Raw genomic sequence first — 24333 nt, forward strand, 5'->3', positions numbered from 1 at the left:
AAGTTTATGGTTTTAATTATTTTAAAGTCTTACTTAACATTCTTAATCTAAATGATGAACATTAATAGATGTGTTAGGCCCGTGATTAAAAAGACTATTATTAAGGGCACGATTATATTGGCAGTATTTTCATTATTTCTCGAAATCTCGCCGTCGAAAATAATAAATTACATAATCTTTATAGTATTATGGTATGTAATGCTCAGCATGTATATGCTTTGGAAGCGAGTACATGAATATTGCATAGAAAGTAATTCGATAAAGGTAAGAGGATTTACGGGAATTAAAACCATAGACTTAGGACAGGTAATTGATTGCTTCGTGTCACAGGGAATATTAGCAAGGCGTTTCAATTGTGGGTCAATATACCTAATTTTGCGAAATGGAAAGGTTATAATCATGAGGGATGTACCTCAACCGAATGTCTATTACGAAATCATATGTAAGGGAATAAATAATGCATTAAACACATAATGTCTATAAAGCCGTTATTTCTCATTTAATTGATGAGCATTCCGGAGGATGCTATGATCAAGGCACTTGACCTAGCCTTAAACAGTGGCTCTACATATGCTGAGGTTAGGTATCAGGTTGATTCTGTTAGGTTTGTCAATGTTAGGAATGGGACCCTCCAGTCGTTGAGTAGTTATTCCTATGGTGGTGTCTCGGTTAGGGTTTTAATTGACGGTATGTGGGGCTTCGCGGCGACGAGTAGTACTGATTGGGACTCAGTTAAGGATGCCGTTGGCAGAGCCGTCTCCCTGGCCAGGGCTGTGGCTAGGCTTAGGAGGAGGAAGGTTTCCATCAGCCGTGAGAGGCTTGCCAGGGTTAGTTATGACGTTAGTGAGAAGAATAAGGTTGAGGACTTAACGAATGAGTACCTGGTCAAGTACCTCATCGAGCTTGACAGCCACGCCAGGGTTGAGCCTAGGATTAGGGTTAGGAACCTGTCCCTGGGCGTGACCATTACTGAGAAGTTGTTGATTACGAGTGATGGTGCTTATGTCAGGAGTAGGGTTCCGAGGGTTTACCTATTTAGTTCGTTGATTGCCTATGATCCGCAGGTTGGTAGTGCCCAAAGGAATATTGAGTTCGGTGGCTCGGGTGGTTTCGAGGTGTTGAGCGACGTTGAGGATGAGGTTGATAGGGAGGTCAGCGTCATTAGGGACGTGCTCGATAAGGCGAGGCCCCTGCCTCATGATGATGTCATGGACGTGGTATTAAGTCCCGAGTTGGCTGGTATAATGGTTCATGAGAGCATTGGCCACCCGCTGGAGTTGGATAGGATCATGGGTAGGGAGGGTGCTGAGGCTGGTGAGTCCTATGCTAGGCCGGATTACCTGGGTAGTTTTAGGATTGGTAGTGAGTTGGTCACGATAATTGATGACCCAACAATACCCAATAGCTACGGCTTCTACCTGGTCGATGAGGAGGGTGTTACGGCTAGGCCCAGGTATCTGGTCAGGAATGGCGTGATTAATGAGTTCCTCATGAATAGGGAGTACGCCTCATACATAGGGCTTAGCAGCAACGCAGCGGCTAGGGCCAGCGAGTTTGATAAGGAGCCAATACCAAGGATGGCCAACACCTACCTGGCACCAGGTAATTGGAAGCCCGAGGAAATAATCAGGGAGACGAGGAGGGGCCTATACATTGTCTCATACACTGAGTGGAATATTGATGATAGGCGTTGGTTTGGGCGTTACGGTGGTTTTGAGGCTTACTACATCGAGAATGGGGAGTTGAGGTACATGGTTAGGGAGCCGTTCATCGAGGTTGATACGAAGACGTTGTGGAGCAATGTGGATGCGGTGGCGAACGACCTAAGATTCTTCCCAGGAACCTGCGGTAAGGGTAATCCCGAGCAGGGAGTCCCTGTTTACCTCGGCGGGCCAACCTTCAGGGTGAGTAATGTCAGGGTTTTGAAGGCTCCGCGTTAACCCTTCGATAGGTTCAGGTCCTTGACCAATACGTAGGGTGCCGTGCCTGGTAATGGCGAGTCCCACCAATGGACCGGCTTGGCCTCTTTGCTTGAGTCCATGAAGTTCCTTAGGAGGATTCTAAAGGAGTCGGCAATCCTCAGTCCACGTAGCCTGGCGCTTAACCTGCCATTCCTCACTAGGAAGGCTGCGTCCCTAATGACCGTTGAGAACAGCCCATCCTTGACGTTTTGGAACCTCGTGTACCAGTTATTAGTGATTATAACGCCGTTCCCAACCTCCGCGGCTATGGCCTCGACATCACTGGGTAGATGACCAGTGCCTATCGCTATATGCCTTGGCCTTGGACGTAACCAGTTGCCGACGGCGTGGCCCGTGCTTACAGTGCCGAACTTAGCAGCAGTCCTATTATTATGAAGCAACCCAGTTAGGACGCCCTTCCTTATTATTTCGAGGTTTGTCGTTTTATTACCCTCGTAATCAAAGGACTCTGAGCCAAAGGCGGCTGGGTCGTTAGATAGGTCTGTTATTGTTAATCCCTCGCTAGCTATTGAATTACCTATGTCGCTCTTCGATATGCCAGACATCTCAGTTATCACGGAATAGGCGTTAAACCACACCGCGGTCATTAAACCATATAGGTGCGCAGAGACCAATGCCCATGACCACGTTATACCTACCACTGCTAATGCTCTCCTCAGGTAGGTCCTTAACTAGCCTGACTAAGTGACCTGCCTCACTACCCGCTTCCCTGGGCTTGAAACCATCAAGCGTGTTTGATATGGATACCGAGGTGGCTGTTAATTCATTTATGAATGCTCTAATCGTGAGCGTCACAAACGAAGCCCTATCCTCAAGCTCAAGCCCTGAACTATCGACATAATAAACCTCACTAATGCCAAACGTCATTGCCCCTGCATTCCTCTGCGAGCCCTCACTGAGCGAGGCTTGTATTGCATCATTTAAACCATCAACTAGTTTATCGGTCTCGCTCTCAATCCTACTGTCGTACTTACCGACCAACTGGTTTGGTCTTTCACCATGGGTTAGTGGTACGTAGAATTCATCCTCAGGTATATTACTTAACTCCTTGATTAACTCCTGGATCTTATTCTTAATCGTGCTTATGTCGTCCGTCGAAAGTGATGCTGTTAAGTATCGTCTTGACTTAGCGACGCACATCATCGTTTCATGGGTAATCCAGCTATTGGCTATTGTTGGTTCGTTATTAGCGAACCTAATCATAGACCAACGAACCCTCCTATAAATGATTACGGCATCATCAACTAAGTCCCTGACACCCCTAATAACATTGCCTAAGTCACTTGGTGTATTCACATGCGTATTAATTAAGCCGGCATTAAATGCATTCCCCTGCGTTGTGCAATACTTAAATAATAGGCAGGGTACTTAATCGATATATGGAGGTCACAACACAGTTAAAGGCTAGTAATACAAAGTGCGTCGCAGTAAATAGGAAGTTACTTAAGACCCTCGCAATGACCCAGTTGGGTCTGGCGGCGTTACTTGCTTTGTTCTCAACCGTAATTGACCCACCATCGCTGGTTAACATCCTTATCGCAGTCTCAGTAGCCATTACTGAAGGCTCATCTATAGGGGTTGTATGGCGTTACCTGAGGAATGGATGCTTTACCTAACTGCCATTACCCTCGCTAATTTCGATTACCCTTTCAGATAGCTCAAGGTAATATTTACTTTCATCCTCATTAACGATATGCAACTCCACCGGCGCGTCCCAGGGCAGCCCGTAAACGTCCATTGCCCTGGCAAGTATATCCCTATAGAGCCTCATCCTGTTAACACCTGCGTTTCCCGGTATTACTATTAGAATGTCGATATCACTAAGCACCGTCGTCCTACCCTCGGCAACACCACCAATCACAAAGACCCTGGCACCAGGTACTAAGTCTTTAGTAGCCCTCATCACGGCTACTGCGTACTCCCTCCACCGCCTCAGATGCTCGAAGTGGTACCTAACCCAACTTGACACTGCTAACAACCTTGTCCAGTAATTTTATTAATTCCTTAGCTGTGGCGAGGGCGTTAGATACGTCGTTAATGTCATAGCTAATCTCGCCATACCTACTCGGTATATGCCTCCTCAAGCATCACTAGGACATCCCTATTATTAACCACGAAACTCCTCAATTCATGAGCTAGCTCATTAAATCCCTGGGACTCAAGACCTTTAGCAAGCATGCCGATTAATTCCCTAATACCATGACCCCTAATCCTAAATCCAAGCAACTCGAAGTATATAGCCTTCACGTAGAGTTGAATGGCCTGGTCAATCAGGAACATTGCCAGGTCATAATCGTCAGTATTCTCGGCTGTTCGGAGCATATTCAATGCCCTCCTCTTCAATTTATTAACGTAAGTACCACTCATTACTAAGAATGCCTAGACTGATTATTCTAATTTCTTACCAACGCAATTATCAATGGGAACGACTTAAGAAACTCAACACTGAAGTACGGAGATAACACATTGGTCAGGCAAGCCCTATCACATGAGTGACCACCCATAGGGCCGACCCTATCCGCATCAGCCTCAACGACTATAAAGACAGAGCCCGGCTTCAATGATTCATAGACATTCCTAATTGAGGATTCATGATCACCCCAGTGATGCAGGGTAAACATGGCAACAGCCGCGTCAAACCTGCCGGTTGTGATTGGTAAGGCCCAACTACTACCATTAACGAAGTCCGGTCTCCAAAACCTTCTTGCCCTCTTGAGCATTGGTAGGCTCACGTCAACACCAACCACGTAGTAACCACGCCTACTGAGTATGTCAGCCAGCCTACCCGTGCCCGGGCCTATCTCGAGTATCCTGGCTGGCGATCTCACATACCTACTGATAATATTCGCGGCTAATCGGTAGCCCCACAGCAACAGTAGCTCCAGGAACCTGTACATCCTAGCTGTTTGCTCGTCAAATTGCTCAAAATAACCGTAACCTCTATCCATCAAGATTACGCACTTTTAAGGGATAAAATATTAACTTGCTTGATGACTTAAAGTAATCCATTAAGGCCCTAATTGCTTGAGGTGGTACGTGCAGTAAGGGCTATCAGATCATGGTATTTTTCACAACATTAGGTATTGCGATAGGCAAATAATACTTAAAGTGGCGTATTCAATACGAATTCCCGTGAATACTAAGGAAGTTGTAAACACAATCAAGGCTAATGGGGCATTGAACGAATTAATAATGGAGATACTAAGGGATCCCGAAGCCTATAATGAGCTGTCCAGGTACTTCGTGGCGGGCAGTAATGGTTTATTCCTAAGGCCGATAGGGATTGTTAGGCATGGGTATAGTGATGATTACGTGAGGTCCTCAGTCTCAGGTGTTGATGGGGTGATCGAGGTCTTTGAGGAGTTCGCAGATGGACTGAGGGGTATTGATGGATTTTCACACTTAATATTGATTTCATTATTTAACAAGGTCACTGAGGAGCAGCGGAAGGTACTTGTGGTCAGGCCGAGGAGGCTCGTGAGGTTTGGTTTGGCACTTAATGAATTGCCCGAGGTTGGTGTCTTCGCAAGTGATTCACCACATAGGCCTAACCCAATTGGGCTTAGTATTGTTAGGCTGATTAGTAGGGATGGTAGGTTCCTCAGGGTTTCAGGGCTTGACCTGTTTAATGGCACGCCAATACTGGATATTAAGCCGTACACGCCTGATAGGTCCGTTAGTGTTAATGATTTGAGGATGCCGGATTGGTATGTTAGGCTTTGGGTGAGGATTGGTGGCAGCGTTATTTAGTTAAACAAGGCTCTAGATAAAAGTTTATATTTCTAAATTTAGGACATTAGTTCCTGATAGTAATGGAGAGGATTGAGCAGGTGGTTAGGGAGTCGCTAAAGTATCACGTAATTGGTGAGGTTAATGGAAGGATCAGAATCCGCATAACCAACGAAACAAGGGCCAAGTTGATAAAGGCTAGTTACGGCATTTACAACCACTCAACAGTCGAGTTATGCCACTGGACGAAGAGCGCCCTCGTGAAGGGACAAAGCTGCTACAAGTTTAAGTTCTACGGGGCGCCGGCTGGCGGTTCCCACAGGTGTGCCGAGTTCAGCCCGGTGGGTATGATATGCAGTAATAGGTGCGTCTACTGCTGGAGGCCGACTGAGTCCTTTGACTCCTTCATACCCAGTGAGGACCTGGTTGATGACCCAGAGGAGCTCGTGCAGGGAATCCTTAGGGAGAGGTATAGGTTATTGACGGGCTACTTCGGGAACCCGAAGTCGAAGGATAGGGCTAAGGAGTCCCTGGTCCCAACCCACTGGTCAATATCGCTGTCCGGGGAACCGACACTCTACCCGAAGCTGCCGCAGTTGGTTAAGTACTTGAGGAGCCTACCAAGTACTAGGTCGGTCTTCATAGTCACGAATGGAGAGCACCCAGAAATGCTCGAGAGACTTCAGCGTGAGGATGCATTGCCGACACAGCTATATCTATCGTGCAACGCGCCGAATAAGGAGTTGTTCTATAGGATTAATGTGCCTGTCATGTATAGGGAGGATGCATGGGAGAGATGGTTGAGGAGCCTTGAGCTACTCGGTAAGTTGAATACGAGGACGGTCATCAGGATAACCCTGATCAGGAGCCTGAACTATGACTTCAAGTACATACCAGAATTCGCAAAACTAATGCTCATTGGAAACCCACACTTCATTGAGGTTAAGTCCTACATGCACCTAGCCACTCAACCTTCAGGTTAAAGAGGAGTGATATGCTTAGGCATGAGGAGGTTAGGGAGTGGGCCATGAAGTTGCTTGAGGAGATTAATAGGCTTGGTGGTAATTTCAGGTATATGGATGAGGATGAGCCGAGTAGGATTGTTGTCCTGCAGAACATGAGTAGGTACGTGGATAGGTGGATTGTTAGGCCAGAGGAGCAGCGTAAGTATAGTAATTATGTGTAATTACTGAAACCTCCACGATTCATCAAACTTAATCATTCCATCACCATAGATGTAGTACTTATGGTACTCACCATTACTTAATACACGGCAATTACCGACAAAATTCGGACTGTAGAAGTCAATCACGGTTGATGATGCGTATACAAAGCCCCCAGGTAATTCACACTGGTAAAGCCTGTAATACCTCTCCCTAAATATTTTCTTCTCATCATCAACAACCCTATAATAACTACCAACTATGAGCGTAACCAAGCCATCCCTAACCAGGGCAATGCCCAGGTTGGCCCCAGTCCTCACGAACCTAAGTAGCCAGGCAAGGTCATCCCTATTAATATCGTCCTTAACCCGCCTAGCGAGGGCTAGGTTGGCTATGTATGTATCGTTAAACCTACCCGCATACTCCTTATCAATACCAACCTCCCTAGCGATATCGTCCCTATAAAACGAGCCATTATGGATCATGTAAAGCTCATAGCCGTCAGTCGTTTCAGCCCTGACTGGGTGCGTCGAGAATATGTTAATTGGAGTACCCGTGCTTGCAGCCCTGGCATGCATCATCGCCAAGACCGCATCATCACCACCTACATTACTTAGGAAGCCCTCAATGACATCCACGGCATTATCCACGAAGATGGGCTTAACACTCCTATGATAAAGCGCTGATGACTTACCAACTGAGAAGGAAAACACCCCAACCATCACTGTGCCTCTCCTCGCTAAGGAAATCCCTACCGTAGGGATCCATGGAAGCCGCCCTCACCAGGCTGGCACCAATACTGGTCAGGACCTCCCTGGCATTACTGAACCTACCAAAGGCAACAGCAAGCCTACACATACCTGCATAACCGAGCCTATGGGAAATTAATAAACATTTTGTGTTCTACAATTGAACATAAAACTTATTAGGAGGTGTTCCAGGTAAACAATTATTATGTTTACTATAGCATTCATCTCAGCGAGCGGTGGCGCTGGAAAAACAACACTGGCAATAAACACCGCAGCATCCTTAACTATTGACGGGCGTAAGGTCCTTTTCATCGATTTCGACCCATCGGCAATGGCAACCCGCGTATTACTAGGTAGGACATTCGATGATTGTAACCTAAAGACCCTAATGAAGAAACTCGCTGATTACAGCAGGGGCTACTCAAGGAATATACCATAGTTAGCGAGTGCTTACATCAGCATAAAATACCGGGAAACACAGCGGCATTTCACGTATTACCCGGGGGCAACTTAGACGAAATTAGTAATGACATCAAGAATGTGCCAAACTGGGGATCACTACTTAAGGTACTCATTGATAGGATAATGGAGGAGATGAGTTATGACTTTGACGTGATAATTCTTGACTCGCCCAATTGGGTATATCAATTCTTCGAAATGACCTTCTCACTGGCGCCACTCTATGTAGCCATCACTAGACCCGGCATTCAAGAGGTCACTAAATTCCTAGACTTCCTCAGGCAAATCGTGGATATGCTATATAATCAAAAAGTGTTTGTACCAAGTAATAGGAAGTACGATAGCCTAATATCATACATAGTCAACCAGTATAGATCAACAATGAAGGCCCAGGACGTGATAAAGGCCTGGCGCGAAGTCAAGGAATTAGTGAGCAAGGCCTTTCCACATATTCGACCGTTAACCAATGAGAAGCCCGATAAGTACTACGGTAAGGAAAGTACGGAATTCGTAGGTTTTAAACACGTAGATGACATCTCCCTGGACTCATACGTAGAGGAGGGCCCGTTGTATGCCAGGGCGTATAAGGATGAAGACAAGATGAAACCTATAAAACAGTTTAAGGCATACTACGAGTCATTAATGCAATTCATCACGGAAATGTCACCCGTCGAAGTAGCCCATTAAGGGTGCTAAAATGAAAAGGATATGCAAGGAAAAGGAATACACATCAATAATAGCCAATCGCTTAAAATGCAATGAACCACACCCAATAGAGCTTGGGTTCATCAGCGTAAAACCCGATTTAATATGCAATGGAATAGCATACGAAATCGAGTGCGAGGACAAGGTTCACTATGGCATTGGACAAGCCCTAGCCTACCAATACGGCGGCTACAGGGCCGGGCTCATCGTAATCGTTAATGACTGGGACAACGATAGGCTGGACCAATTAATTAACTTCCTCCGGTGGGTCAGCAACAGGCTGGGTATTGAAACCCTCATCTTTAGGTGCATGGATTATGAATGCGATTTTGCAAGAGTTAAGTAGCACTAAGCAATTAAAAACTCAGCAACAAGTCACGTAAATAAAACCCAAGAAATAACGCCGTCAAAGCACGGCTTATCCACGACATATAGATCGAAGAATCTGATGAACAACTTAACGATAGTACTGCGCGAGTTGGGTCGGGCGCGCGCACAGTTTTCGTAATCATTCAGTTCCTAATCAATGTTCAATTTCCCTAGGCATATAACCTATGTATTAACCAACACGGCTATACATAGGCAATATATTAGCAATAGAACTAAATACTTATCAATACCATTTCTCGTACTCCCTACCAAGGATTAAGTAAATCCCCTGCTCCCTGGCCTTCTCGGTTAGGTACTGCGTCACGTCACTTGGTGCGTTCTCTACGGCTAGTACCTTTAGGTATGTCTTCTTCCCCGTGAATTTCTCGGCCACAGTAACCGAGGCGTTTAGCTTCTCAAGTTCCTTATTGGTCTCCTCAATGCTCCTTAGTGTCATGGTTACCTCACCCACGACCAGTGGGTCTGGGCAGAATATGTCGACCTCCTTATAGCCATCGATGGGTAGTGTCACGTTAACCAGGACCTCACAATCAAAGCCCCTCTCCCTGAGTATCGTCCTAACCACATTGGCTGTGTAGTACTCAAACCCGCCACCCAATGCATTCCTAATCTCAAGTAGTGCGCCGCGCAACCACCTTAATTCCCGCCACATCATTTCCTGATTCTCAAGGAGCTGCTTATCCACCTCCAGCAATTTATTTACCACCTCCAATAATTTTCCCTGGATTTCCCATAACCTATTTTGACCCTCAAACAACCTATTCTGGCCCTCCCAGAGTCTCTCCTGATTCTCGAGTAATTGCCTCATAATCTCAAGAATCTTCCCTTGACCATTCACAAGCTCACGAACGGCACTTGTCAACTCCCTAATTGAGGATTGTAAATCCGTGATGCCCAGTAAACCCACTACTGCTAACCTGAACTCAGCATCCTCCTCCAGCGCCCTCAGTAAACGCTCCTTATCCTCTTGGCTTAAGCCCATTGCGCCTATGGGTTATTTCCTGCTCTGGTATTAAAACCTAGTTTTGTATTAGGTCGATGAGTAGTAATGATATTAGGTTATGGTGATAACTCACTATTGTTTATGACTCTTTATTAATATGCATTGGTTGGGATGACGTTATTGTTTATGATTATTCACTAATAAAATCATAGATAGAAAGTCTGTTTTATCATTCCCCACAGGCGGTGCCGTAGTGATGACATACATAATCGTAGCCCTAATGAAGCCCATAGTCAGCAACTTCACCATCTTCCTACTCATGGACTTCCTACTCAACATATTCATCGGCATTCAATACCTCGCCATGGACACCTTCAAGGGTGAGTTATGGCCGACAGAGCGTAGGAGTACGTTTGTCAGTCTCGTTAGGACCATATCAATTGGCTCCCTAATACCGAGACCATTTGGGCAGTCTCGGCACCATTAAACCAATTCCTAATACTAAACATGGCCGTCTGGACCATGAGACTCACAGCGGCCATTGCCTGGTTTATCTGAGGTGTTGAGACGAGTAAGGGCGTGAGTATTGTAGTTACATCGGGTGAGACGTAGGTTTAATGGATTGAAAGGGTCATTGGTTTAAATTCACGTAGATATTACCACCATTTACCGTACTAAATACTACGGCGGGCCCACCATACGCTGACAAGCTGAAGTGGGCGCTGTAGCAGAATATTTGCGGTGTTCCCGGTGAATAGGCGCTACCACCTAGGTTCACAGTTACTGGGCCGGTCATTGTACTATTTATCATATAAATCAATAGTGTTATCTCACCCGTGCTCCTCGGCGGTATTATTATCGATGGTTGTAGATTGCACTGCGCAGAGCCGATTATTGTTGTGCCACTCAGTATTAATTGGTTGTTTCCGTTATTGGTAACGCTTATTGTTATCACGTCCACGTCATTTGCCCTACTCACTGTGGCGCTGACGCTTACGTAGCTCGGGTTAGTATTGCTGCTGACGCTTGAATTGCCCATTAATGAGTATATGGTTTGTTCAATATTATTCACGTTGAAGTGGAATGACGCTAGCACAGCTATTACCAAGATAACCAAAGTAATTGCCAAGAATATATGTAAAGGATCCATATCACCTCTATTTACTTTGTAATTCATTAAACGAATCGCAAGTACTTCCCTTTTTAAGTTTTTTCTTTATTTTTTCTAAGAATACTGGTTTTCTTTCAATTCTTATTTTAAATCTCAACACCTAATTTAAAGATAATAAAAGATAATGATAGGGAACATAAAGAATAAAACACAACACAAAAACACAAACATATGAACCCAGGCATAAGAATACCCATAGCCTTCATAGACCCAGCAATAGGCGACCTAGGCGCACCACCAGGCTCAATGGAGTACCTAAAGAATGAGAGGAACAACTTCCTAAACGCCCTAAGGTCCTCATACCCAGGCGTCAACTTCGTCCCATACGACATCAGGGATACACTGGACATACAGGTATTCCTAAACACCGAGGGAAACGCCGCAGGCTACCTAGTCATAGCCCTAAACTCGGCAATGGGCTTCATAGACCCAATAATCAGGAGCGGCAAGCCCACGGTCATCATCGCCGACGCCTACGCAGGAGCCGGCGAGTATGTGCTCGGGCTAAGCAAGGCAATGAGCGAGGGCTACCCAGTCATTGGCATTGCAACCCGAGACATAACGAGCCAGGCCGCCCTATCCAAGGTCAAGTACCTAATAGCCCTAGCCAGACTCAGGTCAAGCAAGGTCCTATTCATCGTATCACCAAGCCTCAAGTCCCACCTCTACTGGCAGTTTGGCCCCAACACGGACATGTACAGCGTGCTTAGGTTGATACAGTCAATAACTGGCGTCACGCCGATCATGATGGACGCCAATGAGTTTAGGGCGAGGTTCTTCGACAAGGTCAGTGATGAGGAGGCGGGTAAGTGGGCGGATAGGTGGGTCAAGAATGCTGAGGTGATCAACGACGACTCGATGGACGAGATTAGGAATTCGGCTAGGCTATACGTGGCAATGAGGAATGCGGCCAGGGAATTGGGCGTGGATGCGATCGCCGTGGACTGCATCGTACTCTACAACACAGGTCTCCTAAGGGCATGGCCATGCCTAGGCTACATGCAGCTCTGGTACGACGGGGTCATGCCCGTGTGCGAGGCAGACCCATACGCGGCAATCCCAATACTAATCGCCAAGTACCTATCAACAGGAATGGCTTCACAGTGAACGTGGGGATTGATGAGGAGAGGGGTGAATTCATATACCACCACTGCTACGCACCAACAAACCCACACGGCGGAGACAAGCCCGAGGTGCCCTACATAATAACGAAGGCACACCTAGGCACAAAGCACGCATCAATACACGTCAAACTCCCAACAAACGAACCAATAACCGTGATCGGCTTCAACCCAGAGGAAAGACTACTAACAATCCACGTATCCAGGTCAATAGGCAACGAATACTCACCACAGGCATGCGCCACGAAACTCATAGGCAGCGGCAACGCAACCAACGTAGCCCACAACTGGCACTGGCGCGGCGGTTGGCATAGGGTCGTGATCTACGGAGACTATAGGAAAGAACTCGAGGAATTCGCCAAACTACTCGGGCTCAAGGTCCTCCACGAGGACCTATAACTGCAAAACCCTCCTAACCCACTCACTGGTCTCGTGAATAATCGGCGGCCTCCAGTAGTCGCCAGTCAACGCCTTAAACAAACCAATTATCCAGACCAGGAACACACCAAGCCCATAAAGCACCTTCAGGACCAGTGGTATCACTATCGTGAACGCGAAGATTATGGAGACAATCTCCACAATGACCCAGGCAACAATAACCACGATGGTGAGCCCAATGGACTCAACAGCCCAATACCTAACATAATCATCTAGGCCTAACCAACAGGGCAATCACAGCCCAAAACCTACTACCCTCAAAAACACCCATCAGCAATCGCACACCATAAACCCCTTATAAACAATTGCCCATAATACACCCATTAATGGCAACAGTAAGCATTTATTAAACTAAATTTAATAATAAACACGTGCCCAGAAGAACTAAGAAGGAGGAAAGTAAGGAACAAGCCACAGCATCAATAACCACATTCCTCTACGGCACAGAGGAAAAACCAAAAGCCGAGGCAAAACCCACGGCCAAACCAACTGAGGCAAGAACAACCGAGACCAAGACCACCGAGAAAGCCACACCACAACAAACAGGCGGAGTCGAGGACATGGTACTAAACCACATAATGAACAGGGGAGTAATCACAAAAGACGAACTAATGGCCTGGGGCAAGTCCAAGGGCTTAAGAGTTGCCGACATACTAAGGGCAATCGAAAACCTAAGCAGCAAGGGCAGGATAAGGAAAAGACTCAACGACAAGGGCAACCTAATCTACGAATACGTAAAATAATACCCAAGTAAGACAACAATATCAACCCCACACCCCACCAAACCCCCTTATTAAGCCAAGAACAACCCACAACCAGACCTAGGAGACACTAACCATAAATCCACAATGAGCCCAAAGTACATCACCCCGGCAAGGCCAGGCGAAACCTTGAGGATGACCCACCACAACCACTCCAACCTATCGGCTAGTCCCAATAGAACCTAGCATTCAATCATTAATAATGCCAACACGATCATTATGAAAGAGAACCAAACACCCAATAAGCACAAAAGAACTAAACCCTAACACGCACCAACTCACAACCCTCAACTCATTAATCATTTTACGACATACTACGACATATATCTACCCATGAATATCCTATACGCCCTTCTCTCCTCATCATTACCAGTACAATAGTGTGCCAAAACTTTTATGCTAAAACTTATGCCTATTAAGTTCATAATCTCGTTAAATTCCTTAACGCCATTTGGTCTCTTTACCTCGTTAAAGGTATTCCTCATAAACCAACCATATCACATTAATAGCCTTTAATGAGAAAGGAGGTAATTAGCATGGTGAGGATTGTTGTGAAACGATATGATAAGCGTCTTCGTACTTCATTCGGTTATTAATATTTACGAGGAGGAGAACAAAAGGCAAATAAGTGGTATTATTTAGCTCTTAAATAATGGATAGGGTAAAGGTGATCTTGATCGTGATGTTGGCGCTTGCCGTGATTCTAGTGATAATTACTGCCTTCTCGGCCTATGAAAGCAATGAATTAGCGATTAATTATCAGGAATTGCTCTCTAAGTATGAGACGTTACAGGAGAGGTATGAGGCCTTAAACAATAGCTACACTAAGTTATTAACTAATTATACAAATATGGAAAGTCAATATGGCCCATTATTGTCTCAGTATCAATCGTTACAGAATAATTACTACGCACTTCAACAGGATTACAGCGTATTACAGCAGGAATATGAGAACGTATCTAACCTAGTAAATGCGGTAATGTATGGTGAATCAGAGTATGATAATGTAACGATAAATTCAGGAGAATTTTATTATATCGGTCTCGCGTTCGTACCTTATGGTTGCACACTCTACGGTAATATATACGTATCATCGAACAACGGACCTGTCGTAGTATATATCATGGATTGGCTCAACCTTACGAATTATTACGCGGATCAGGTGGCTGGGTATAATTATCCGTGGTCTTATGTTTATGAGTGGGAGGGTTCGTCGATTAGTGAGTCCATAGTTCTATCGAATAATGAGTATAATAATGATTATTACGTTGTTGTTATTTATAATAATAATGTGGTTCCGGTGACGGTATATGAGGATTTCGAAGCAACGCACTTAGTATGCAGTGGTGGTTAGGGTTGCTTTAGCTTTTTACTACCCCTGAATCCCCAATATGCGAGTAGTGACATTAGGTAGAGTATGAATAGTGCTATGGCGAGTATTGTCGTCCATGGGTAGCTGCTGCCATTATCGTGAGTATTACTGCAATGAGCCAGGTCGTTGTGTACCACCTTGGCTTGAGCACTATTGCTATTACGGCCAGTATCACGGAGAATATTGAGATCGATAATGCCTGCATCCCAACCGCAAACAATAGGAAACCAACCGAAAATGCTATGGAAACCACCGTAAGAAGATCTTGAGCTAAATCATGACTTGCCGCTCTTTGTTGTGGTGGTGCTTGTTTCTTCATTATTTTTCTTAAATAATTGGCGACGTTCTTATGTCCATTCTCTTCAGCGTAATCCAGGGGGGTCTTGCCAATATTGTCCTTTACATTAATATCGGCTTTATTCTCGATTAAGTACTTAACAATGTCAAGGTAACCATTCTTGGCTGCGAAGTGAAGTGGGGTCTTACCGGTATTATCTCTCGCATTTATATCTGCTCCATTCTCGATTAAGTATTTCACGATATCAAGGCGGTTTCCTAAAACAGCGTAATGAAGCGGCGTCATGCCATAAGTGGGGTCTTTTACATTAACGTTGGCGCCCGCCTTAATTAAATCAATAACTTTGCTTAAATCACCATTTTTAACTGCGTCGAGCAATTGTTGGTCGAGACTTATCGTTGGAGGTGGTTGTGATGGTTGAGGTGATGGAGGTGCTCGTGGAGTGCGTCTTGGTGGAGGTGATGGGGTTATTGATGGGGCTAGTTTGGGGAAGATTTTTATGAGGATTCTCCTTCTTAGCTCGGGGATCCCGTGTAGGTAACCCTTTTCAATGGCTTCTCGATCGATCCCTAGTCTTTCAAGCGTATCGATTATTATGTCGACTATTAAGTCCTCAACCTCATCTAGAGAGCATCCCTGGGCCTCGGCATCCTTAAGCATGTAATAAATGACTGAGTCTATATGGGCGACAATGCTTGTTTGAGTAAATCCTAGCCTGTTCTCCCTATACTTTATCTCGAAATCTCTGAGCTCTAGTATTCCGTTGGGGAATGTACATGGTATTTTTGGCGGGGGTGCCTTTTGCCTAGTTTGGTGGTAGTACTTTTCGAGGGCCTTTGCGAAATCCATTACACTGGGTCTTGGTAATCCTTCACAATTGAAGGCTTGGTCGAAGAGGTTAACAAGGTCCTGGGGTAATTCGTTTAAGTTTGGTGCGTACTTAGATCGAGGTCTTATAACAATGTTCCTCTTTGGACCAAAGTATGGCGATATACATTCTCTAATATTATCTTCAATTGTATTGCTCTCTCTAGTTGGTACTGTACCTGCAAATGGGTGGAAACCGTTCATCAACAATTTGAAGATTAATACGGCGAGAGAGAACATGTCCGTATTTACATTCCTCTTATCGGCACCAACTATTCCCTTCAAGACCTCTGGTGCTGTGTACTCACCGACGCCGACCTCGCTTGGGTAAATACGCCCAGTGTCTGGGTCCCTTATGAAGAAGGAGTCGGTGTCGATTAATGTTACGAAGCCATCGCTATTAACAAGCACATTCCTATCATTTAGGTCACCCACGAAGTGGCCGACAACGTGTAGATAACCTACGGCCTTAACCAGGTTAAGGCAACGCCAACCTTAAATAAGGAAATATTCCTCTTAATTTCATTTAATCTATCAGGGGGTACGCCAAAATCCCTAAATTTATTAATCCATTCATAATCATAGGGTATCAATATACTTGATAACTCGACAGCACCTCTTATGTAAGGCATTACGAAGCCCATAAAGTTGCTATTTTCATCACGGACTATCCCGAGCGGCCATGCGAAGGTTATGTGGCCTGGCGTTGGTTCCTGTGGCTTGGCCTTGATCATTGCCTTGATCTTCTCCTCCCTAATCGAGAGCTCTCTTGGGTCGTTTGTGCGGTAGAGCTTGATTAATGCGTTGGGTAATTCACGCACTGAGTATATGACTGCCTCGCCACCACTACCAACCTCACCATCAATGGTGACTACATTAGGTAGCTTGTTGGTGCCCAGGTACTCAACTGCATACGGCGCCCACTCAACCCTGAACTTACTACTCCTACTCATAGGCGCCAACCACCATTGTCAAGTCATCATCGTAGGCCGATGGATACCTCTCCTGCATGCTCCTGAGTAGGTTTAGCAACTCATCAACAGCCTTACCAACATCACTGCTACTCCTTAAGTAATCAATTACTGGCCTGTAGAATTTCTCGTATGGCTTCCCATCGATTATCGTTGGCCAAAGACCATCAGTCGCAACGGCGAATGCATCGCACCTACCACTCCTAACCTCAATCGCCCTATCCTAATCGCCTTCATGACCTCCGGGCTCGTTATGAATTGGGTCTCGTTGAAGTACTCGCCCTTGACGGGCTCATTGAGGAGCTTGAGGCCACTACCGTCATCAATGATTACATAGCCATCACCGACACCAACGGAGAAGCACTCATGACTCCTCACGTATAGCGTCATGAATGTTGTGGCTAAGTCCTCAATATCTGCGTTGAGCTCCTTGGCCCTACGCTCAATGCCTTCCAGGGCAATCCTGAGGACAGCCCTCAACACCTCACCAGGCTCTTTACTCGCTAAGTCATTATTCCTCACGAAATTGATCGCCGAATCAACGGCGTATCTAGCGCCATCCCTCCCATACCTTGCTGAACCAGCTCCGTCAGCCACGAATACGAATGCCGAACCATCACCCACGAACCACCCCTTAACCCACTCATTACCCTCCTGATGGTTAGAAACCTGGGGATTGCCGATATATGCATTGAAGAAGTCCTGGAGAGGCTCACCCCTCCTCCTATGGGTAATGCCGATCAATGATACACCAATTATTTTAAGCATGGCAAGCCCCTTAAGTCTTCATGCCTACACAACCTTAATCTGTGCCCAACCACTTATGTCAGGCAGCTTCTGCGTCTCTCCTGGTCTGCTTGTTGATGTTAGCTTAATGCTCGTTGAGAGCCACTGGAACATTGCACTCCACCTCTGCTCAGTGTCCTCAAGCCAGACTGGTGGCCTGGTTGGGTCAACCCTACTCATTATGCAGTCCCTAAGGACCATGAAGCCAAGCACTAAATCGAGCTCCCCAGGCTTGCCAACAATAACGGGCCATAGGATGAACTTCTTATTATCAATGCCTGTCTTAAGCCTCGACACAACCGTATTATACAAGTCATTACTACAATATTTAGCTACATCGGCCATGGGCCTCTGGCGCAGCCTATTTATCACCTCATCGCTTAGGTAAACGGGCACTGTTCCTGCGTCCTTGTAGGTATATGCCGTAGGATTGCTCATATTTTGGTAGAGCGGTTGTTCCTGGATCATTTTCTTGACCTCATCATCAACTACTATGATGTGATTGCCAGGTAGGATTAGTAATTGGTCGGTGGGTGTGAATATGTCTGTTGGGTATCCATCGGTTATTAGCCAGATCCAGGGCCTGTAGTAATTAATGCCCTGCTCCTTATACTGCTGCTTCCTCCTCTCAACAGCCTCAACAGCCTTGAGCAGTGCGTGACCCATTGGCGTGAGACCTCCAGGGATTAATAATCCACTTACGTAATCAACATCAAGCTTCTCAACAGGTACGAAGTCCTGGACCAGCCTAACGCCGTTTTCATCATTACTACCACCAAAGGCCATTATGCAACCTCAACCCTCCTCCTGGCGATATCATCCTTAAGAATCTCCTCCTTAAGCAAACGAAGCCCAGAGACTAATCTAGAAATCCTTGGTGTCATTGAGCCTGAGACATCAACGAGGAGTAACAATGGTTGCTTAGGCTCCTGAGGATACGGAATCTCGGCGGGTATTGAGCTCATAACCGTTAAGCAACTCCGAAGTGGATTATTTAAGTATTTTTAGATCTTCAGTAGTTTATTTTTATTAATTCCTCATTATCTTCCTCCTGTTGATGTTAATATTTTAGTGTGGCTTTTGTTTTTAGTGCTTAATGGGTGGTTGTTGTTCTGGTGGTTCTATTTCTCCTGGCGAGGCTGCTAGGATTGCTTATAACCACGTTTATGACATGTATCGTTGGGAGTACCTTAACATGTATGGTGTGAATTTGAGGGTTGTTAGGACGTATAGGTATGGCTGTGCATATAACGTGATAATCAACGTAATACTAACACCAATATCAATAGCCTTCGGCAGGAGGGGAACAATAAGGAAGACCCATAAGGTACAGGTAGACCCATGACGATAAACGTCATAAGTATGACGTGAATATAATGTAAATGAAAGTTAATCCTGATGTATGCACTGCGCTTACTATGTTAGTAAGTAAGTTTTAGAATGTTGATGCATAAAGTCTTATATGTATGTGACGTATCTCAGCGTGATTAAGCTAGGAGTGCCAGAGGTGGGCTTTTGCCTAGCTCTAAACGCATTTATTAATGCTTAATTAGTTAATAAAAAGATAGTGTAATGAGATTCGGGATTATATTTTTAAGTTCTAAGGTTGCTGTAATTTATACTAGCATAGTATTAAACAGTATATTTATTAGGCTCCGCATATATTTGTTAAAATATAAATGAGTGTTATACGACGAAAAATAGAATGGAGCAATGCAATGGCAATATTATTAATTATTTGCCAAACTATTGTCACATCTGCTATTGCGGAGGAATTTCAATTATTAATAACTAGGATACCAGTTACGGTATCCATATACAGTATCTGTTTTCTCGTTATTCTCGGTATAATAATTATGCTTCTCATTCCTAGGCTGCTGGCTAGGCCTGTCTCTAATAAAAACCTTGTATTTTTAACGATAATATTTTCATCAATTCTTGCTGGTATATCTATGGCGTTTTTAGTGGCTTATTACGTATTATTATTTCCTTCTTTATTATTTGAATTATCAATTGCTATCGAAGTTTCTGCAATGTTTAGTATTCCAACTATTCCTCAGGTCTTTTTTTGCCGTGGTCTTTCCTGGGAGAGAAATTGAGGTAGTTGGTGGTAACCTCACCATAACTGCTATTGGTATTTTAGCAATGTCTATGGGAATTACGTTTTTAACAATACCAGCATTGCCACACAGTACTGTTAATTTCTCAGTAATTGCTGGACCAATATTCGGCTCAGGTTTAACATTAATTGCGACGGGGCTTCAGGAGTATTTTAGGAGTCTCGTCACTACGCCTATACTGAGGATCGAGGTCCTTAGTGAGCCTGCAATTAGGAAGCCAATACTGACTACCTTCCCGGACTTCTGCGGTACTCAGCGTCCTCCTAACAATAATATCGTTGGTTATCTTAGGCTTGCGGTTAGGAATGTTGGTCGTGGTGCGGCTAAGGATTGTGTTGCTCAGGTTAGGGTGTTGGAGAGGCTTGATCCTAGTGGTTATTGTAAGTGTGTGGGTGGACCTAGTGGTGAGTATGTTGATTGGCTTGACTTAACCTGGCTGGTAACGTCGCTAGGGTTAATATTAATCCGAACGATGTTAGGATAATCAACCTAGTAGCTATGCCGCTTGATGTCAGTAATAAGCCATTCTTCGTCATCAATCAAAACTTATGTCAAAACATACCAACAGCCTGCGGTGGTAGTCTACCCTATGCATGGTTCGCCAGACCAGACGTAATGGCTTATGGTTGTCTTAATAGGATGCAGGACTGCTTAACTAAGCTCATCTACATGATCGAGGTTCAAGTAACCTGCGAGAATGGTAGGGCTGAGCCTGTTAGACTTAAGTTAATTATTGGCGATGATTGGGATCATACTGACGTAGTTAAAGTATCCTAAGGTTAGAAAGTAAATCTAAGTTAGGCATTAAATCGAACTAGGCTAAATTTCTTAAATTATTGTCTCATTTCATGTTATTAATGAATACTAATTCCTTTGCTGGGTGGATTTGGTTATTATTTTTGTTGGCTACTGTCGGTAATGTTATTGACTTGGTCATTAGTTGTGTCGGTGTCGTGTTTCTCGGTCTGTATGAGGGTAATGCCTTCGCCACCCAACTACACCTTAGTGATTACTTGGCCATTGCCTTGGCAATCATTACCTACCAAGTCATTGTAACTACATTGTATCTATTGTATCGTTGGGTCCTGAAGCGATGGGGCACTGTGAAGAGCTTGGTGTGATTGCCATTAAGTACTTCTTGATTAGTTTCATGATTGGATTAACGGTATTGAAGTACTTATTTGTGGCTTATGACATGGCATTGATATTAAGCAGATTGGTGGTCATGAGTTTGTATGTCATGATGTGAATAGGCTGTGTCAATATCTTAAATAATATGTAGCATGGCGACTAGGTTGTGAGGTGTGGTGTTCCTTTTTGTCCGAGGGAGGCTGGTGGGGTTGTGAGGATTAGGTATGTTGTTGGTGAGCCTGAGGTTGCGTTGTGCAGTGAGCATGCTTCTAGGTTTCGTAAGGCTGAGTATTACTGGGGCTTGATTAACTGGGACTCATTAGGCAGGGCTTACCTGCTCTTTGGCTTGGCTCATCAATTGCTTGGTAATGCCGTGCTGTTATTTGCCATGGGATTTAATGATGCCTCGGCAATAATGGTTAGGGCATCACTCGAGACCATGCTACACTCGGTGCTGAGCATGAGTAATCCGAAGTTCAGTAATGATGGTATGCTCATCACCTACGAACATGATAAGACTTACGACGAGTGTACATTAGGTCAATTAATAAGTGAGGCTGGACGAAAAGGGTTGCTAAACGGTGATTTGATTGGTTGTGCTAATAGGATTAAGGAGTATGGGAACTTCGTAACGCATATTGGTGAGAGGCAATGGAGACAGCTTATTAGGGCTATTAATTCTGATGAACTTAAGCTCTGGATTGGCGATAACGACATAGAGGAGGCGCTGAGGTGCATTATCGAAATCATGAACCACCTAGCAAGCAATTTGACGAGGAAGTAATCCTTAATCGAGACTCAATCCATGAACCTGAGCCTAGGCAGGAAGAGGAAAATTCACCTAGACAAGGTCTGCTGTATGAGTATGCACTTCGTGAATCCCTCGCTCTCGTAGAATCTTCTTAATATCAATATCTTTGTTGAGTCTTTTTTGCTTTGGCTAGCTCCATTGCTATGCCGTCCTTGCTCCTCACCTCGATTATCATGTCTTGTCTTCATTAACCTCCAGGTGAGTCGTAACTGGTTCGATATCTCGCTTTTGGTCTAGATAAATTACTATATCGATTATTTTATTAGCTGCATGATTGGAGTTATGGTCGCTAATTGACTTGGGTCTAAATGAACGTTGGTCATGGGTATAAGTATGCTTATTGATCCTTGAGTTCGTTATAGTATCAATCCTTGAGTGGTGTTACTACCGTGTTTATTAATGAATGATGCATGGGGTATTACGTAATTGCTTAAGTGAAAATGAGCCGTTTAGGTTGGGATTTTGATGGTTCTTAGAACCACATCAACTAGCCCTTGGTTTGTTTGGTTTTGGTTAGTTCCTCTAGGTCTGAGTAGTTCCTCGAGTTCCTCCCTGTCCTCGCCCACGTAGGCAAGCATCCTGCACACGGGCAGTTAATGCGTAAAGAGGCTATATAAGTCTTCAGTGATTGAAATAGGGATGGGCGGTTACGTCGGCGGTGTGTTTTAAGGAGTAATTGAACACGAGTAATCATTAGATGAGATTAACCCTAGAAAGCTGGGAGTCAGATTCGCCAGGTCTTTTAGGCTTGTTGGGGATCCGGAGCTTGGCGTGGTTCCTAGGAATATGTGTGATGAGCGCGTGAGGTTCCTGGAAGAGAATGTGGTGAAGGCGATTCGTGACAATGATGAGGGTAGCCTAAGGCTCCTCTACGAATTCTTCCTAGGCATCAACGACGCAATAATGGGCGACTACGATGATGCGGTTGGTAACCTGGACCTGGAGGTCTACCTAAGGGTAATGATGGGTGACCAACTCTACGAGGAGTTGATGGACAGGCTAAGCCAATACGCTAGGAGGAGGGTGGTCAATAAATAATGAATCTTTAGTGTATTCATGGCAAAATACTTAAGCCTGTGCGGGTGTGGTGTTTGTGGGCTCGGTGTTTAGGGATGCTGTGTTGGTTGTTGTAGTTATTTCTGTGTTCCTCATGATCTATTACTTCGCCTACTCCCTATCATTCACTTACCTGAGACCATACATGAATTACTACTGGAATGTGTCAAGTAGCCACGCCAGGGTGTTTAACCTGCCCATGCTCATCATCCTCGCCTCATCGCCATTCAACGCCTACGAGGCTGTGCTTATCCACGTGAATCCAACGTTTTACTTCCTGGAGAGCGTGCTCGCGCCGACTCTTTCATTACTCGACCTTCTGCTGGCTTATGAGGTTGTTATGCTTAGGCTTAGGGCTAAGCCTGGGATTGACCTATCGGCTTTATGAGGTTCGTATTACTGACTTCACTCGCTGATTCCTGCTTACTTCATTAATTGCGTGGCCAATGCTTGGCGTGCCGAGCATAGGCACTTCCGTCTTCACCGTGTTCCAGGTAATTGCCGCGTCCTACGTATCGATGCGGTTGGTCAGTGCCATACACCTGGTGAGGGATTGGCCCAGGCCACTGCGTGATGCAACGTATGTGCTTGCCGTAATCACGATCGTCCTTGTGGATGTCGCCATATTCATAAGATGTATACCGATAGCAGATATAAACCACGTAATTGGACTGGCAATCGCCGTAATGCTCATTTTGGTATATCATGAATATTTTATTCGTAAGTCTTGAGGTATCCTCTCCGCAATGATTTATTATTAGTTTAGTATTGTAATCCCTGCTCGGAATCATGTGCCTTGGCTTGGTGGGGGTACTTCCTGGTTGCTCTTATCTTAGCTATGATATGGTTAGGTTGGGTGGCCATGGGGTGACTATGCGTCTTGGGTGGGTTTTCTTGGGTCTGGTTGATTATGTGATTGGTAATTGAATGTCAGTAATGTTTTTAAGCAAGATAAATAGAATGTAAAAATGGATGTGACTAGGTGGTTTGGGAGAATGAGATGGGAGAGTGGTATGGAGCGTCTCGAATTACCGTGTTGGCGTAGATTCGCGTTAATGGCTGGAGCTGCAGTATTCAAATACCGCTCCCACTTCCGCTTGCTCATAGAGACTATAGAGTCGTTGAGAGATAAGGACTTATTCAAGGGGCTTATTGAGGCTGCCAAGCCCTGTAGTATAGATACGATTTTTCTTTGGGGAGATGGTGGACTTAACATCTTATTAATGGACTTAATTGAGATTAATGGCATACATAGGTATATGCTAATAAGTGGAGGGATATTGCTAAAGAGTTAGAGGAGTTGAGGAGTA

42 protein-coding genes and 1 pseudogene are annotated in these 24333 nt (G+C 44.9%); 24 read left to right on the top strand and 19 right to left on the bottom strand.

What is annotated here, in order from left to right; translation table 11 throughout:
- Positions 1-213 precede the first annotated feature (213 nt).
- Together JCM14467_RS15160 and JCM14467_RS02570 are read left to right on the top strand one after the other, a co-directional pair.
- A complete protein-coding gene (locus tag JCM14467_RS15160; protein WP_252900613.1) occupies positions 214-474 on the top strand; it encodes a PH domain-containing protein in 261 nt (86 codons plus the stop codon).
- Positions 475-506: 32 nt separating this feature from the next.
- Complete coding sequence (locus tag JCM14467_RS02570; RefSeq protein ID WP_054849031.1) at positions 507-1940, top strand: TldD/PmbA family protein; 1434 nt, start codon at positions 507-509, stop codon at positions 1938-1940.
- Here the strand turns inward: JCM14467_RS02570 and JCM14467_RS15165 are convergent.
- Positions 1937-2623: a metallopeptidase TldD-related protein gene (locus JCM14467_RS15165; RefSeq protein ID WP_252900486.1), complete on the bottom strand. Its 687-nt coding sequence runs from the start codon at positions 2621-2623 to the stop codon at positions 1937-1939. The two genes, JCM14467_RS02570 and JCM14467_RS15165, sit on opposite strands and share 4 nt — an antisense overlap.
- Positions 2550-3278 carry a hypothetical protein gene (locus JCM14467_RS15170; protein ID WP_252900487.1) on the bottom strand — a complete coding sequence of 243 codons (729 nt, stop codon included), beginning with the start codon at positions 3276-3278 and terminating at the stop codon, positions 2550-2552. The genes JCM14467_RS15165 and JCM14467_RS15170 overlap by 74 nt, the downstream gene beginning before the upstream one ends.
- Positions 3279-3361: 83 nt before the next feature.
- Between JCM14467_RS15170 and JCM14467_RS02580 the strand changes: the two genes are divergently transcribed.
- Positions 3362-3598, top strand: coding sequence for a hypothetical protein (locus tag JCM14467_RS02580; RefSeq protein ID WP_054849032.1), 237 nt, complete (start codon positions 3362-3364; stop codon positions 3596-3598).
- On the opposite strand, the gene JCM14467_RS02585 is transcribed toward JCM14467_RS02580, so the two are convergent.
- The 4 genes from JCM14467_RS02585 to JCM14467_RS02595 are packed head-to-tail and all read right to left on the bottom strand — an operon-like array spanning position 3595 to position 4930.
- Complete coding sequence (locus JCM14467_RS02585) at positions 3595-3951, bottom strand: nucleotidyltransferase domain-containing protein (RefSeq protein ID WP_054849033.1); 357 nt, start codon at positions 3949-3951, stop codon at positions 3595-3597. The two genes, JCM14467_RS02580 and JCM14467_RS02585, sit on opposite strands and share 4 nt — an antisense overlap.
- The gene (locus tag JCM14467_RS19300) at positions 3935-4066 is read right to left on the bottom strand and encodes a hypothetical protein (protein ID WP_256359190.1); all 132 of its coding nucleotides are present in this window, start codon (positions 4064-4066) and stop codon (positions 3935-3937) included. The genes JCM14467_RS02585 and JCM14467_RS19300 overlap by 17 nt, the downstream gene beginning before the upstream one ends.
- A complete protein-coding gene (locus JCM14467_RS02590) occupies positions 4044-4349 on the bottom strand; it encodes a HEPN domain-containing protein (RefSeq protein WP_252900488.1) in 306 nt (101 codons plus the stop codon). Before JCM14467_RS02590 ends, JCM14467_RS19300 begins: the two co-directional genes overlap by 23 nt.
- 26 nt (positions 4350-4375) lie before the next feature.
- Positions 4376-4930, bottom strand: coding sequence for a class I SAM-dependent methyltransferase (locus tag JCM14467_RS02595; protein ID WP_054849034.1), 555 nt, complete (start codon positions 4928-4930; stop codon positions 4376-4378).
- Between the two features lie 184 nt (positions 4931-5114).
- Between JCM14467_RS02595 and tsaA the strand changes: the two genes are divergently transcribed.
- Positions 5115-5732, top strand: a complete 618-nt coding sequence (gene tsaA, locus JCM14467_RS02600) for a tRNA (N6-threonylcarbamoyladenosine(37)-N6)-methyltransferase TrmO (RefSeq protein WP_342765443.1) — start codon at positions 5115-5117, stop codon at positions 5730-5732.
- 62 nt (positions 5733-5794) lie between these two features.
- Positions 5795-6897, top strand: a pseudogene (twy1, locus tag JCM14467_RS02605) (4-demethylwyosine synthase TYW1).
- Here the strand turns inward: twy1 and JCM14467_RS02610 are convergent.
- A complete protein-coding gene (locus JCM14467_RS02610; RefSeq protein ID WP_252900489.1) occupies positions 6898-7596 on the bottom strand; it encodes a hypothetical protein in 699 nt (232 codons plus the stop codon). It abuts the pseudogene before it with no gap.
- Complete coding sequence (locus JCM14467_RS15175) at positions 7565-7732, bottom strand: hypothetical protein (protein WP_252900490.1); 168 nt, start codon at positions 7730-7732, stop codon at positions 7565-7567. The genes JCM14467_RS02610 and JCM14467_RS15175 overlap by 32 nt, the downstream gene beginning before the upstream one ends.
- Before the next feature lie 96 nt (positions 7733-7828).
- Here JCM14467_RS15175 and JCM14467_RS19600 point away from each other — a divergent pair, with 96 nt between their 5' ends.
- From JCM14467_RS19600 to JCM14467_RS02620, 3 genes are all read left to right on the top strand, one after another.
- Positions 7829-8062, top strand: a complete 234-nt coding sequence (locus JCM14467_RS19600; protein ID WP_304956484.1) for a ParA family protein — start codon at positions 7829-7831, stop codon at positions 8060-8062.
- A gap of 101 nt (positions 8063-8163) precedes the next feature.
- Complete coding sequence (locus JCM14467_RS19605) at positions 8164-8769, top strand: hypothetical protein (RefSeq protein WP_304956485.1); 606 nt, start codon at positions 8164-8166, stop codon at positions 8767-8769.
- A gap of 10 nt (positions 8770-8779) precedes the next feature.
- Positions 8780-9133, top strand: a complete 354-nt coding sequence (locus tag JCM14467_RS02620) for a hypothetical protein (RefSeq protein WP_054849036.1) — start codon at positions 8780-8782, stop codon at positions 9131-9133.
- A 267-nt stretch (positions 9134-9400) separates the two neighbouring features.
- Here the strand turns inward: JCM14467_RS02620 and JCM14467_RS02625 are convergent, their stop codons facing one another.
- On the bottom strand, positions 9401-10159 hold the full coding sequence (locus tag JCM14467_RS02625) for a hypothetical protein (protein ID WP_054849037.1): 759 nt from the start codon (positions 10157-10159) through the stop codon (positions 9401-9403).
- A gap of 217 nt (positions 10160-10376) precedes the next feature.
- On the opposite strand from JCM14467_RS02625, the gene JCM14467_RS02630 reads away from it, so the two are divergent.
- Positions 10377-10607, top strand: a complete 231-nt coding sequence (locus JCM14467_RS02630) for a hypothetical protein (protein ID WP_054849038.1) — start codon at positions 10377-10379, stop codon at positions 10605-10607.
- 144 nt (positions 10608-10751) lie between these two features.
- Here JCM14467_RS02630 and JCM14467_RS02635 read toward each other — a convergent pair whose 3' ends face one another.
- Positions 10752-11228 carry a hypothetical protein gene (locus tag JCM14467_RS02635; RefSeq protein ID WP_252900491.1) on the bottom strand — a complete coding sequence of 159 codons (477 nt, stop codon included), beginning with the start codon at positions 11226-11228 and terminating at the stop codon, positions 10752-10754.
- 234 nt (positions 11229-11462) lie between these two features.
- On the opposite strand from JCM14467_RS02635, the gene JCM14467_RS02640 reads away from it, so the two are divergent.
- Together JCM14467_RS02640 and JCM14467_RS15180 are read left to right on the top strand one after the other, a co-directional pair.
- Positions 11463-12398 (top strand): hypothetical protein, encoded by a 936-nt coding sequence (locus tag JCM14467_RS02640; RefSeq protein WP_252900492.1) that lies wholly within the window; start codon positions 11463-11465, stop codon positions 12396-12398.
- Positions 12399-12400: 2 nt separating this feature from the next.
- Positions 12401-12811, top strand: a complete 411-nt coding sequence (locus JCM14467_RS15180) for a hypothetical protein (RefSeq protein ID WP_252900493.1) — start codon at positions 12401-12403, stop codon at positions 12809-12811.
- On the opposite strand, the gene JCM14467_RS02645 is transcribed toward JCM14467_RS15180, so the two are convergent.
- Positions 12806-13084: a hypothetical protein gene (locus tag JCM14467_RS02645; RefSeq protein ID WP_252900494.1), complete on the bottom strand. Its 279-nt coding sequence runs from the start codon at positions 13082-13084 to the stop codon at positions 12806-12808. The genes JCM14467_RS15180 and JCM14467_RS02645 overlap by 6 nt on opposite strands.
- Positions 13085-13221: 137 nt before the next feature.
- Between JCM14467_RS02645 and JCM14467_RS02650 the strand changes: the two genes are divergently transcribed.
- Positions 13222-13593, top strand: coding sequence for a hypothetical protein (locus JCM14467_RS02650; protein ID WP_054849040.1), 372 nt, complete (start codon positions 13222-13224; stop codon positions 13591-13593).
- 50 nt (positions 13594-13643) lie between these two features.
- Here JCM14467_RS02650 and JCM14467_RS15185 read toward each other — a convergent pair whose 3' ends face one another.
- Complete coding sequence (locus JCM14467_RS15185; RefSeq protein ID WP_252900495.1) at positions 13644-13787, bottom strand: hypothetical protein; 144 nt, start codon at positions 13785-13787, stop codon at positions 13644-13646.
- Between the two features lie 476 nt (positions 13788-14263).
- Between JCM14467_RS15185 and JCM14467_RS02655 the strand changes: the two genes are divergently transcribed.
- Positions 14264-14965, top strand: a complete 702-nt coding sequence (locus JCM14467_RS02655) for a hypothetical protein (protein ID WP_054849041.1) — start codon at positions 14264-14266, stop codon at positions 14963-14965.
- Positions 14966-15038: 73 nt separating this feature from the next.
- Here JCM14467_RS02655 and JCM14467_RS02660 read toward each other — a convergent pair whose 3' ends face one another.
- The 5 genes from JCM14467_RS02660 to JCM14467_RS02680 all read right to left on the bottom strand — a co-directional run bounded on the left by JCM14467_RS02660 (position 15039) and on the right by JCM14467_RS02680 (position 18870).
- Positions 15039-16583, bottom strand: a complete 1545-nt coding sequence (locus tag JCM14467_RS02660; RefSeq protein WP_054849042.1) for an ankyrin repeat domain-containing protein — start codon at positions 16581-16583, stop codon at positions 15039-15041.
- A 26-nt stretch (positions 16584-16609) separates the two neighbouring features.
- Positions 16610-17101: a hypothetical protein gene (locus JCM14467_RS02665; protein WP_054849043.1), complete on the bottom strand. Its 492-nt coding sequence runs from the start codon at positions 17099-17101 to the stop codon at positions 16610-16612.
- A 165-nt stretch (positions 17102-17266) separates the two neighbouring features.
- Positions 17267-17887 (bottom strand): PP2C family serine/threonine-protein phosphatase, encoded by a 621-nt coding sequence (locus tag JCM14467_RS02670; RefSeq protein WP_054849044.1) that lies wholly within the window; start codon positions 17885-17887, stop codon positions 17267-17269.
- A gap of 24 nt (positions 17888-17911) precedes the next feature.
- The gene (locus JCM14467_RS02675; RefSeq protein WP_054849045.1) at positions 17912-18691 is read right to left on the bottom strand and encodes a vWA domain-containing protein; all 780 of its coding nucleotides are present in this window, start codon (positions 18689-18691) and stop codon (positions 17912-17914) included.
- Positions 18691-18870 (bottom strand): hypothetical protein, encoded by a 180-nt coding sequence (locus JCM14467_RS02680; protein ID WP_054849046.1) that lies wholly within the window; start codon positions 18868-18870, stop codon positions 18691-18693. The genes JCM14467_RS02675 and JCM14467_RS02680 overlap by 1 nt, the downstream gene beginning before the upstream one ends.
- Positions 18871-19001: 131 nt before the next feature.
- On the opposite strand from JCM14467_RS02680, the gene JCM14467_RS02685 reads away from it, so the two are divergent.
- The 7 genes from JCM14467_RS02685 to JCM14467_RS02710 all read left to right on the top strand — a co-directional run bounded on the left by JCM14467_RS02685 (position 19002) and on the right by JCM14467_RS02710 (position 21940).
- The gene (locus JCM14467_RS02685; RefSeq protein ID WP_054849047.1) at positions 19002-19250 is read left to right on the top strand and encodes a hypothetical protein; all 249 of its coding nucleotides are present in this window, start codon (positions 19002-19004) and stop codon (positions 19248-19250) included.
- Between the two features lie 334 nt (positions 19251-19584).
- Positions 19585-20004, top strand: coding sequence for a hypothetical protein (locus JCM14467_RS02690; RefSeq protein WP_054849048.1), 420 nt, complete (start codon positions 19585-19587; stop codon positions 20002-20004).
- Positions 20005-20050: 46 nt separating this feature from the next.
- Positions 20051-20509: a hypothetical protein gene (locus JCM14467_RS02695; RefSeq protein ID WP_252900496.1), complete on the top strand. Its 459-nt coding sequence runs from the start codon at positions 20051-20053 to the stop codon at positions 20507-20509.
- 14 nt (positions 20510-20523) lie between these two features.
- Entirely contained in the window at positions 20524-20802 is a 279-nt protein-coding gene (locus tag JCM14467_RS02700; protein ID WP_054849050.1) for a hypothetical protein, read from the top strand.
- Positions 20803-20927: 125 nt separating this feature from the next.
- Complete coding sequence (locus JCM14467_RS02705; RefSeq protein ID WP_252900497.1) at positions 20928-21146, top strand: hypothetical protein; 219 nt, start codon at positions 20928-20930, stop codon at positions 21144-21146.
- A complete protein-coding gene (locus tag JCM14467_RS15190; protein WP_252900498.1) occupies positions 21119-21274 on the top strand; it encodes a hypothetical protein in 156 nt (51 codons plus the stop codon). Before JCM14467_RS02705 ends, JCM14467_RS15190 begins: the two co-directional genes overlap by 28 nt.
- Before the next feature lie 48 nt (positions 21275-21322).
- Positions 21323-21940 (top strand): DUF4145 domain-containing protein, encoded by a 618-nt coding sequence (locus tag JCM14467_RS02710; RefSeq protein ID WP_054849052.1) that lies wholly within the window; start codon positions 21323-21325, stop codon positions 21938-21940.
- Between the two features lie 53 nt (positions 21941-21993).
- Here JCM14467_RS02710 and JCM14467_RS15195 read toward each other — a convergent pair whose 3' ends face one another.
- On the bottom strand, positions 21994-22155 hold the full coding sequence (locus JCM14467_RS15195) for a hypothetical protein (protein WP_252900499.1): 162 nt from the start codon (positions 22153-22155) through the stop codon (positions 21994-21996).
- Positions 22156-22416: 261 nt separating this feature from the next.
- Positions 22417-22554, bottom strand: a complete 138-nt coding sequence (locus tag JCM14467_RS15200) for a hypothetical protein (protein ID WP_252900500.1) — start codon at positions 22552-22554, stop codon at positions 22417-22419.
- Positions 22555-22768: 214 nt separating this feature from the next.
- Here JCM14467_RS15200 and JCM14467_RS02715 point away from each other — a divergent pair, with 214 nt between their 5' ends.
- The 4 genes from JCM14467_RS02715 (at position 22769) to JCM14467_RS02730 (ending at position 24318) form a co-directional block, all read left to right on the top strand.
- Entirely contained in the window at positions 22769-23005 is a 237-nt protein-coding gene (locus tag JCM14467_RS02715; protein WP_252900501.1) for a hypothetical protein, read from the top strand.
- A gap of 49 nt (positions 23006-23054) precedes the next feature.
- Positions 23055-23411, top strand: a complete 357-nt coding sequence (locus tag JCM14467_RS02720) for a hypothetical protein (protein ID WP_252900502.1) — start codon at positions 23055-23057, stop codon at positions 23409-23411.
- A 67-nt stretch (positions 23412-23478) separates the two neighbouring features.
- Positions 23479-23754, top strand: a complete 276-nt coding sequence (locus JCM14467_RS02725) for a hypothetical protein (RefSeq protein ID WP_252900503.1) — start codon at positions 23479-23481, stop codon at positions 23752-23754.
- A gap of 237 nt (positions 23755-23991) precedes the next feature.
- Positions 23992-24318, top strand: a complete 327-nt coding sequence (locus JCM14467_RS02730; protein WP_054849056.1) for a hypothetical protein — start codon at positions 23992-23994, stop codon at positions 24316-24318.
- Positions 24319-24333: the final 15 nt, after the last annotated feature.

Source organism: Vulcanisaeta sp. JCM 14467 (genome assembly GCF_001316245.1).
GTDB lineage: Archaea > Thermoproteota > Thermoprotei > Thermoproteales > Thermocladiaceae > Vulcanisaeta.

Excerpts from the sequence above, each read along its gene's own strand:
- JCM14467_RS15175 (WP_252900490.1), bottom strand. The coding sequence starts at position 7,732 with ATGTGTAGGCTTGCTGTTGCCTTTGGTAGGTTCAGTAATGCCAGGGAG.
- JCM14467_RS02680 (WP_054849046.1), bottom strand. The coding sequence starts at position 18,870 with ATGAGCTCAATACCCGCCGAGATTCCGTATCCTCAGGAGCCTAAGCAA.
- JCM14467_RS02595 (WP_054849034.1), bottom strand. The coding sequence starts at position 4,930 with ATGGATAGAGGTTACGGTTATTTTGAGCAATTTGACGAGCAAACAGCT.
- JCM14467_RS02685 (WP_054849047.1), top strand. The coding sequence starts at position 19,002 with ATGGGTGGTTGTTGTTCTGGTGGTTCTATTTCTCCTGGCGAGGCTGCT.
- JCM14467_RS02700 (WP_054849050.1), top strand. The coding sequence starts at position 20,524 with ATGCCGCTTGATGTCAGTAATAAGCCATTCTTCGTCATCAATCAAAAC.
- JCM14467_RS02695 (WP_252900496.1), top strand. The coding sequence starts at position 20,051 with ATGTCTATGGGAATTACGTTTTTAACAATACCAGCATTGCCACACAGT.
- JCM14467_RS02690 (WP_054849048.1), top strand. The coding sequence starts at position 19,585 with ATGAGTGTTATACGACGAAAAATAGAATGGAGCAATGCAATGGCAATA.
- JCM14467_RS02665 (WP_054849043.1), bottom strand. The coding sequence starts at position 17,101 with ATGAGTAGGAGTAGTAAGTTCAGGGTTGAGTGGGCGCCGTATGCAGTT.
- JCM14467_RS02655 (WP_054849041.1), top strand. The coding sequence starts at position 14,264 with ATGGATAGGGTAAAGGTGATCTTGATCGTGATGTTGGCGCTTGCCGTG.
- JCM14467_RS19600 (WP_304956484.1), top strand. The coding sequence starts at position 7,829 with ATGTTTACTATAGCATTCATCTCAGCGAGCGGTGGCGCTGGAAAAACA.
- JCM14467_RS02620 (WP_054849036.1), top strand. The coding sequence starts at position 8,780 with ATGAAAAGGATATGCAAGGAAAAGGAATACACATCAATAATAGCCAAT.
- JCM14467_RS02590 (WP_252900488.1), bottom strand. The coding sequence starts at position 4,349 with ATGAGTGGTACTTACGTTAATAAATTGAAGAGGAGGGCATTGAATATG.
- JCM14467_RS02625 (WP_054849037.1), bottom strand. The coding sequence starts at position 10,159 with ATGGGCTTAAGCCAAGAGGATAAGGAGCGTTTACTGAGGGCGCTGGAG.
- JCM14467_RS02570 (WP_054849031.1), top strand. The coding sequence starts at position 507 with ATGAGCATTCCGGAGGATGCTATGATCAAGGCACTTGACCTAGCCTTA.
- JCM14467_RS02670 (WP_054849044.1), bottom strand. The coding sequence starts at position 17,887 with ATGCTTAAAATAATTGGTGTATCATTGATCGGCATTACCCATAGGAGG.
- JCM14467_RS02640 (WP_252900492.1), top strand. The coding sequence starts at position 11,463 with ATGAACCCAGGCATAAGAATACCCATAGCCTTCATAGACCCAGCAATA.
- JCM14467_RS15190 (WP_252900498.1), top strand. The coding sequence starts at position 21,119 with ATGGGGCACTGTGAAGAGCTTGGTGTGATTGCCATTAAGTACTTCTTG.
- JCM14467_RS02630 (WP_054849038.1), top strand. The coding sequence starts at position 10,377 with ATGACATACATAATCGTAGCCCTAATGAAGCCCATAGTCAGCAACTTC.
- JCM14467_RS02730 (WP_054849056.1), top strand. The coding sequence starts at position 23,992 with ATGGATGTGACTAGGTGGTTTGGGAGAATGAGATGGGAGAGTGGTATG.
- JCM14467_RS15195 (WP_252900499.1), bottom strand. The coding sequence starts at position 22,155 with ATGAAGACAAGACATGATAATCGAGGTGAGGAGCAAGGACGGCATAGC.
- JCM14467_RS15160 (WP_252900613.1), top strand. The coding sequence starts at position 214 with ATGCTTTGGAAGCGAGTACATGAATATTGCATAGAAAGTAATTCGATA.
- JCM14467_RS02580 (WP_054849032.1), top strand. The coding sequence starts at position 3,362 with ATGGAGGTCACAACACAGTTAAAGGCTAGTAATACAAAGTGCGTCGCA.
- JCM14467_RS02675 (WP_054849045.1), bottom strand. The coding sequence starts at position 18,691 with ATGGCCTTTGGTGGTAGTAATGATGAAAACGGCGTTAGGCTGGTCCAG.
- JCM14467_RS02610 (WP_252900489.1), bottom strand. The coding sequence starts at position 7,596 with ATGGTTGGGGTGTTTTCCTTCTCAGTTGGTAAGTCATCAGCGCTTTAT.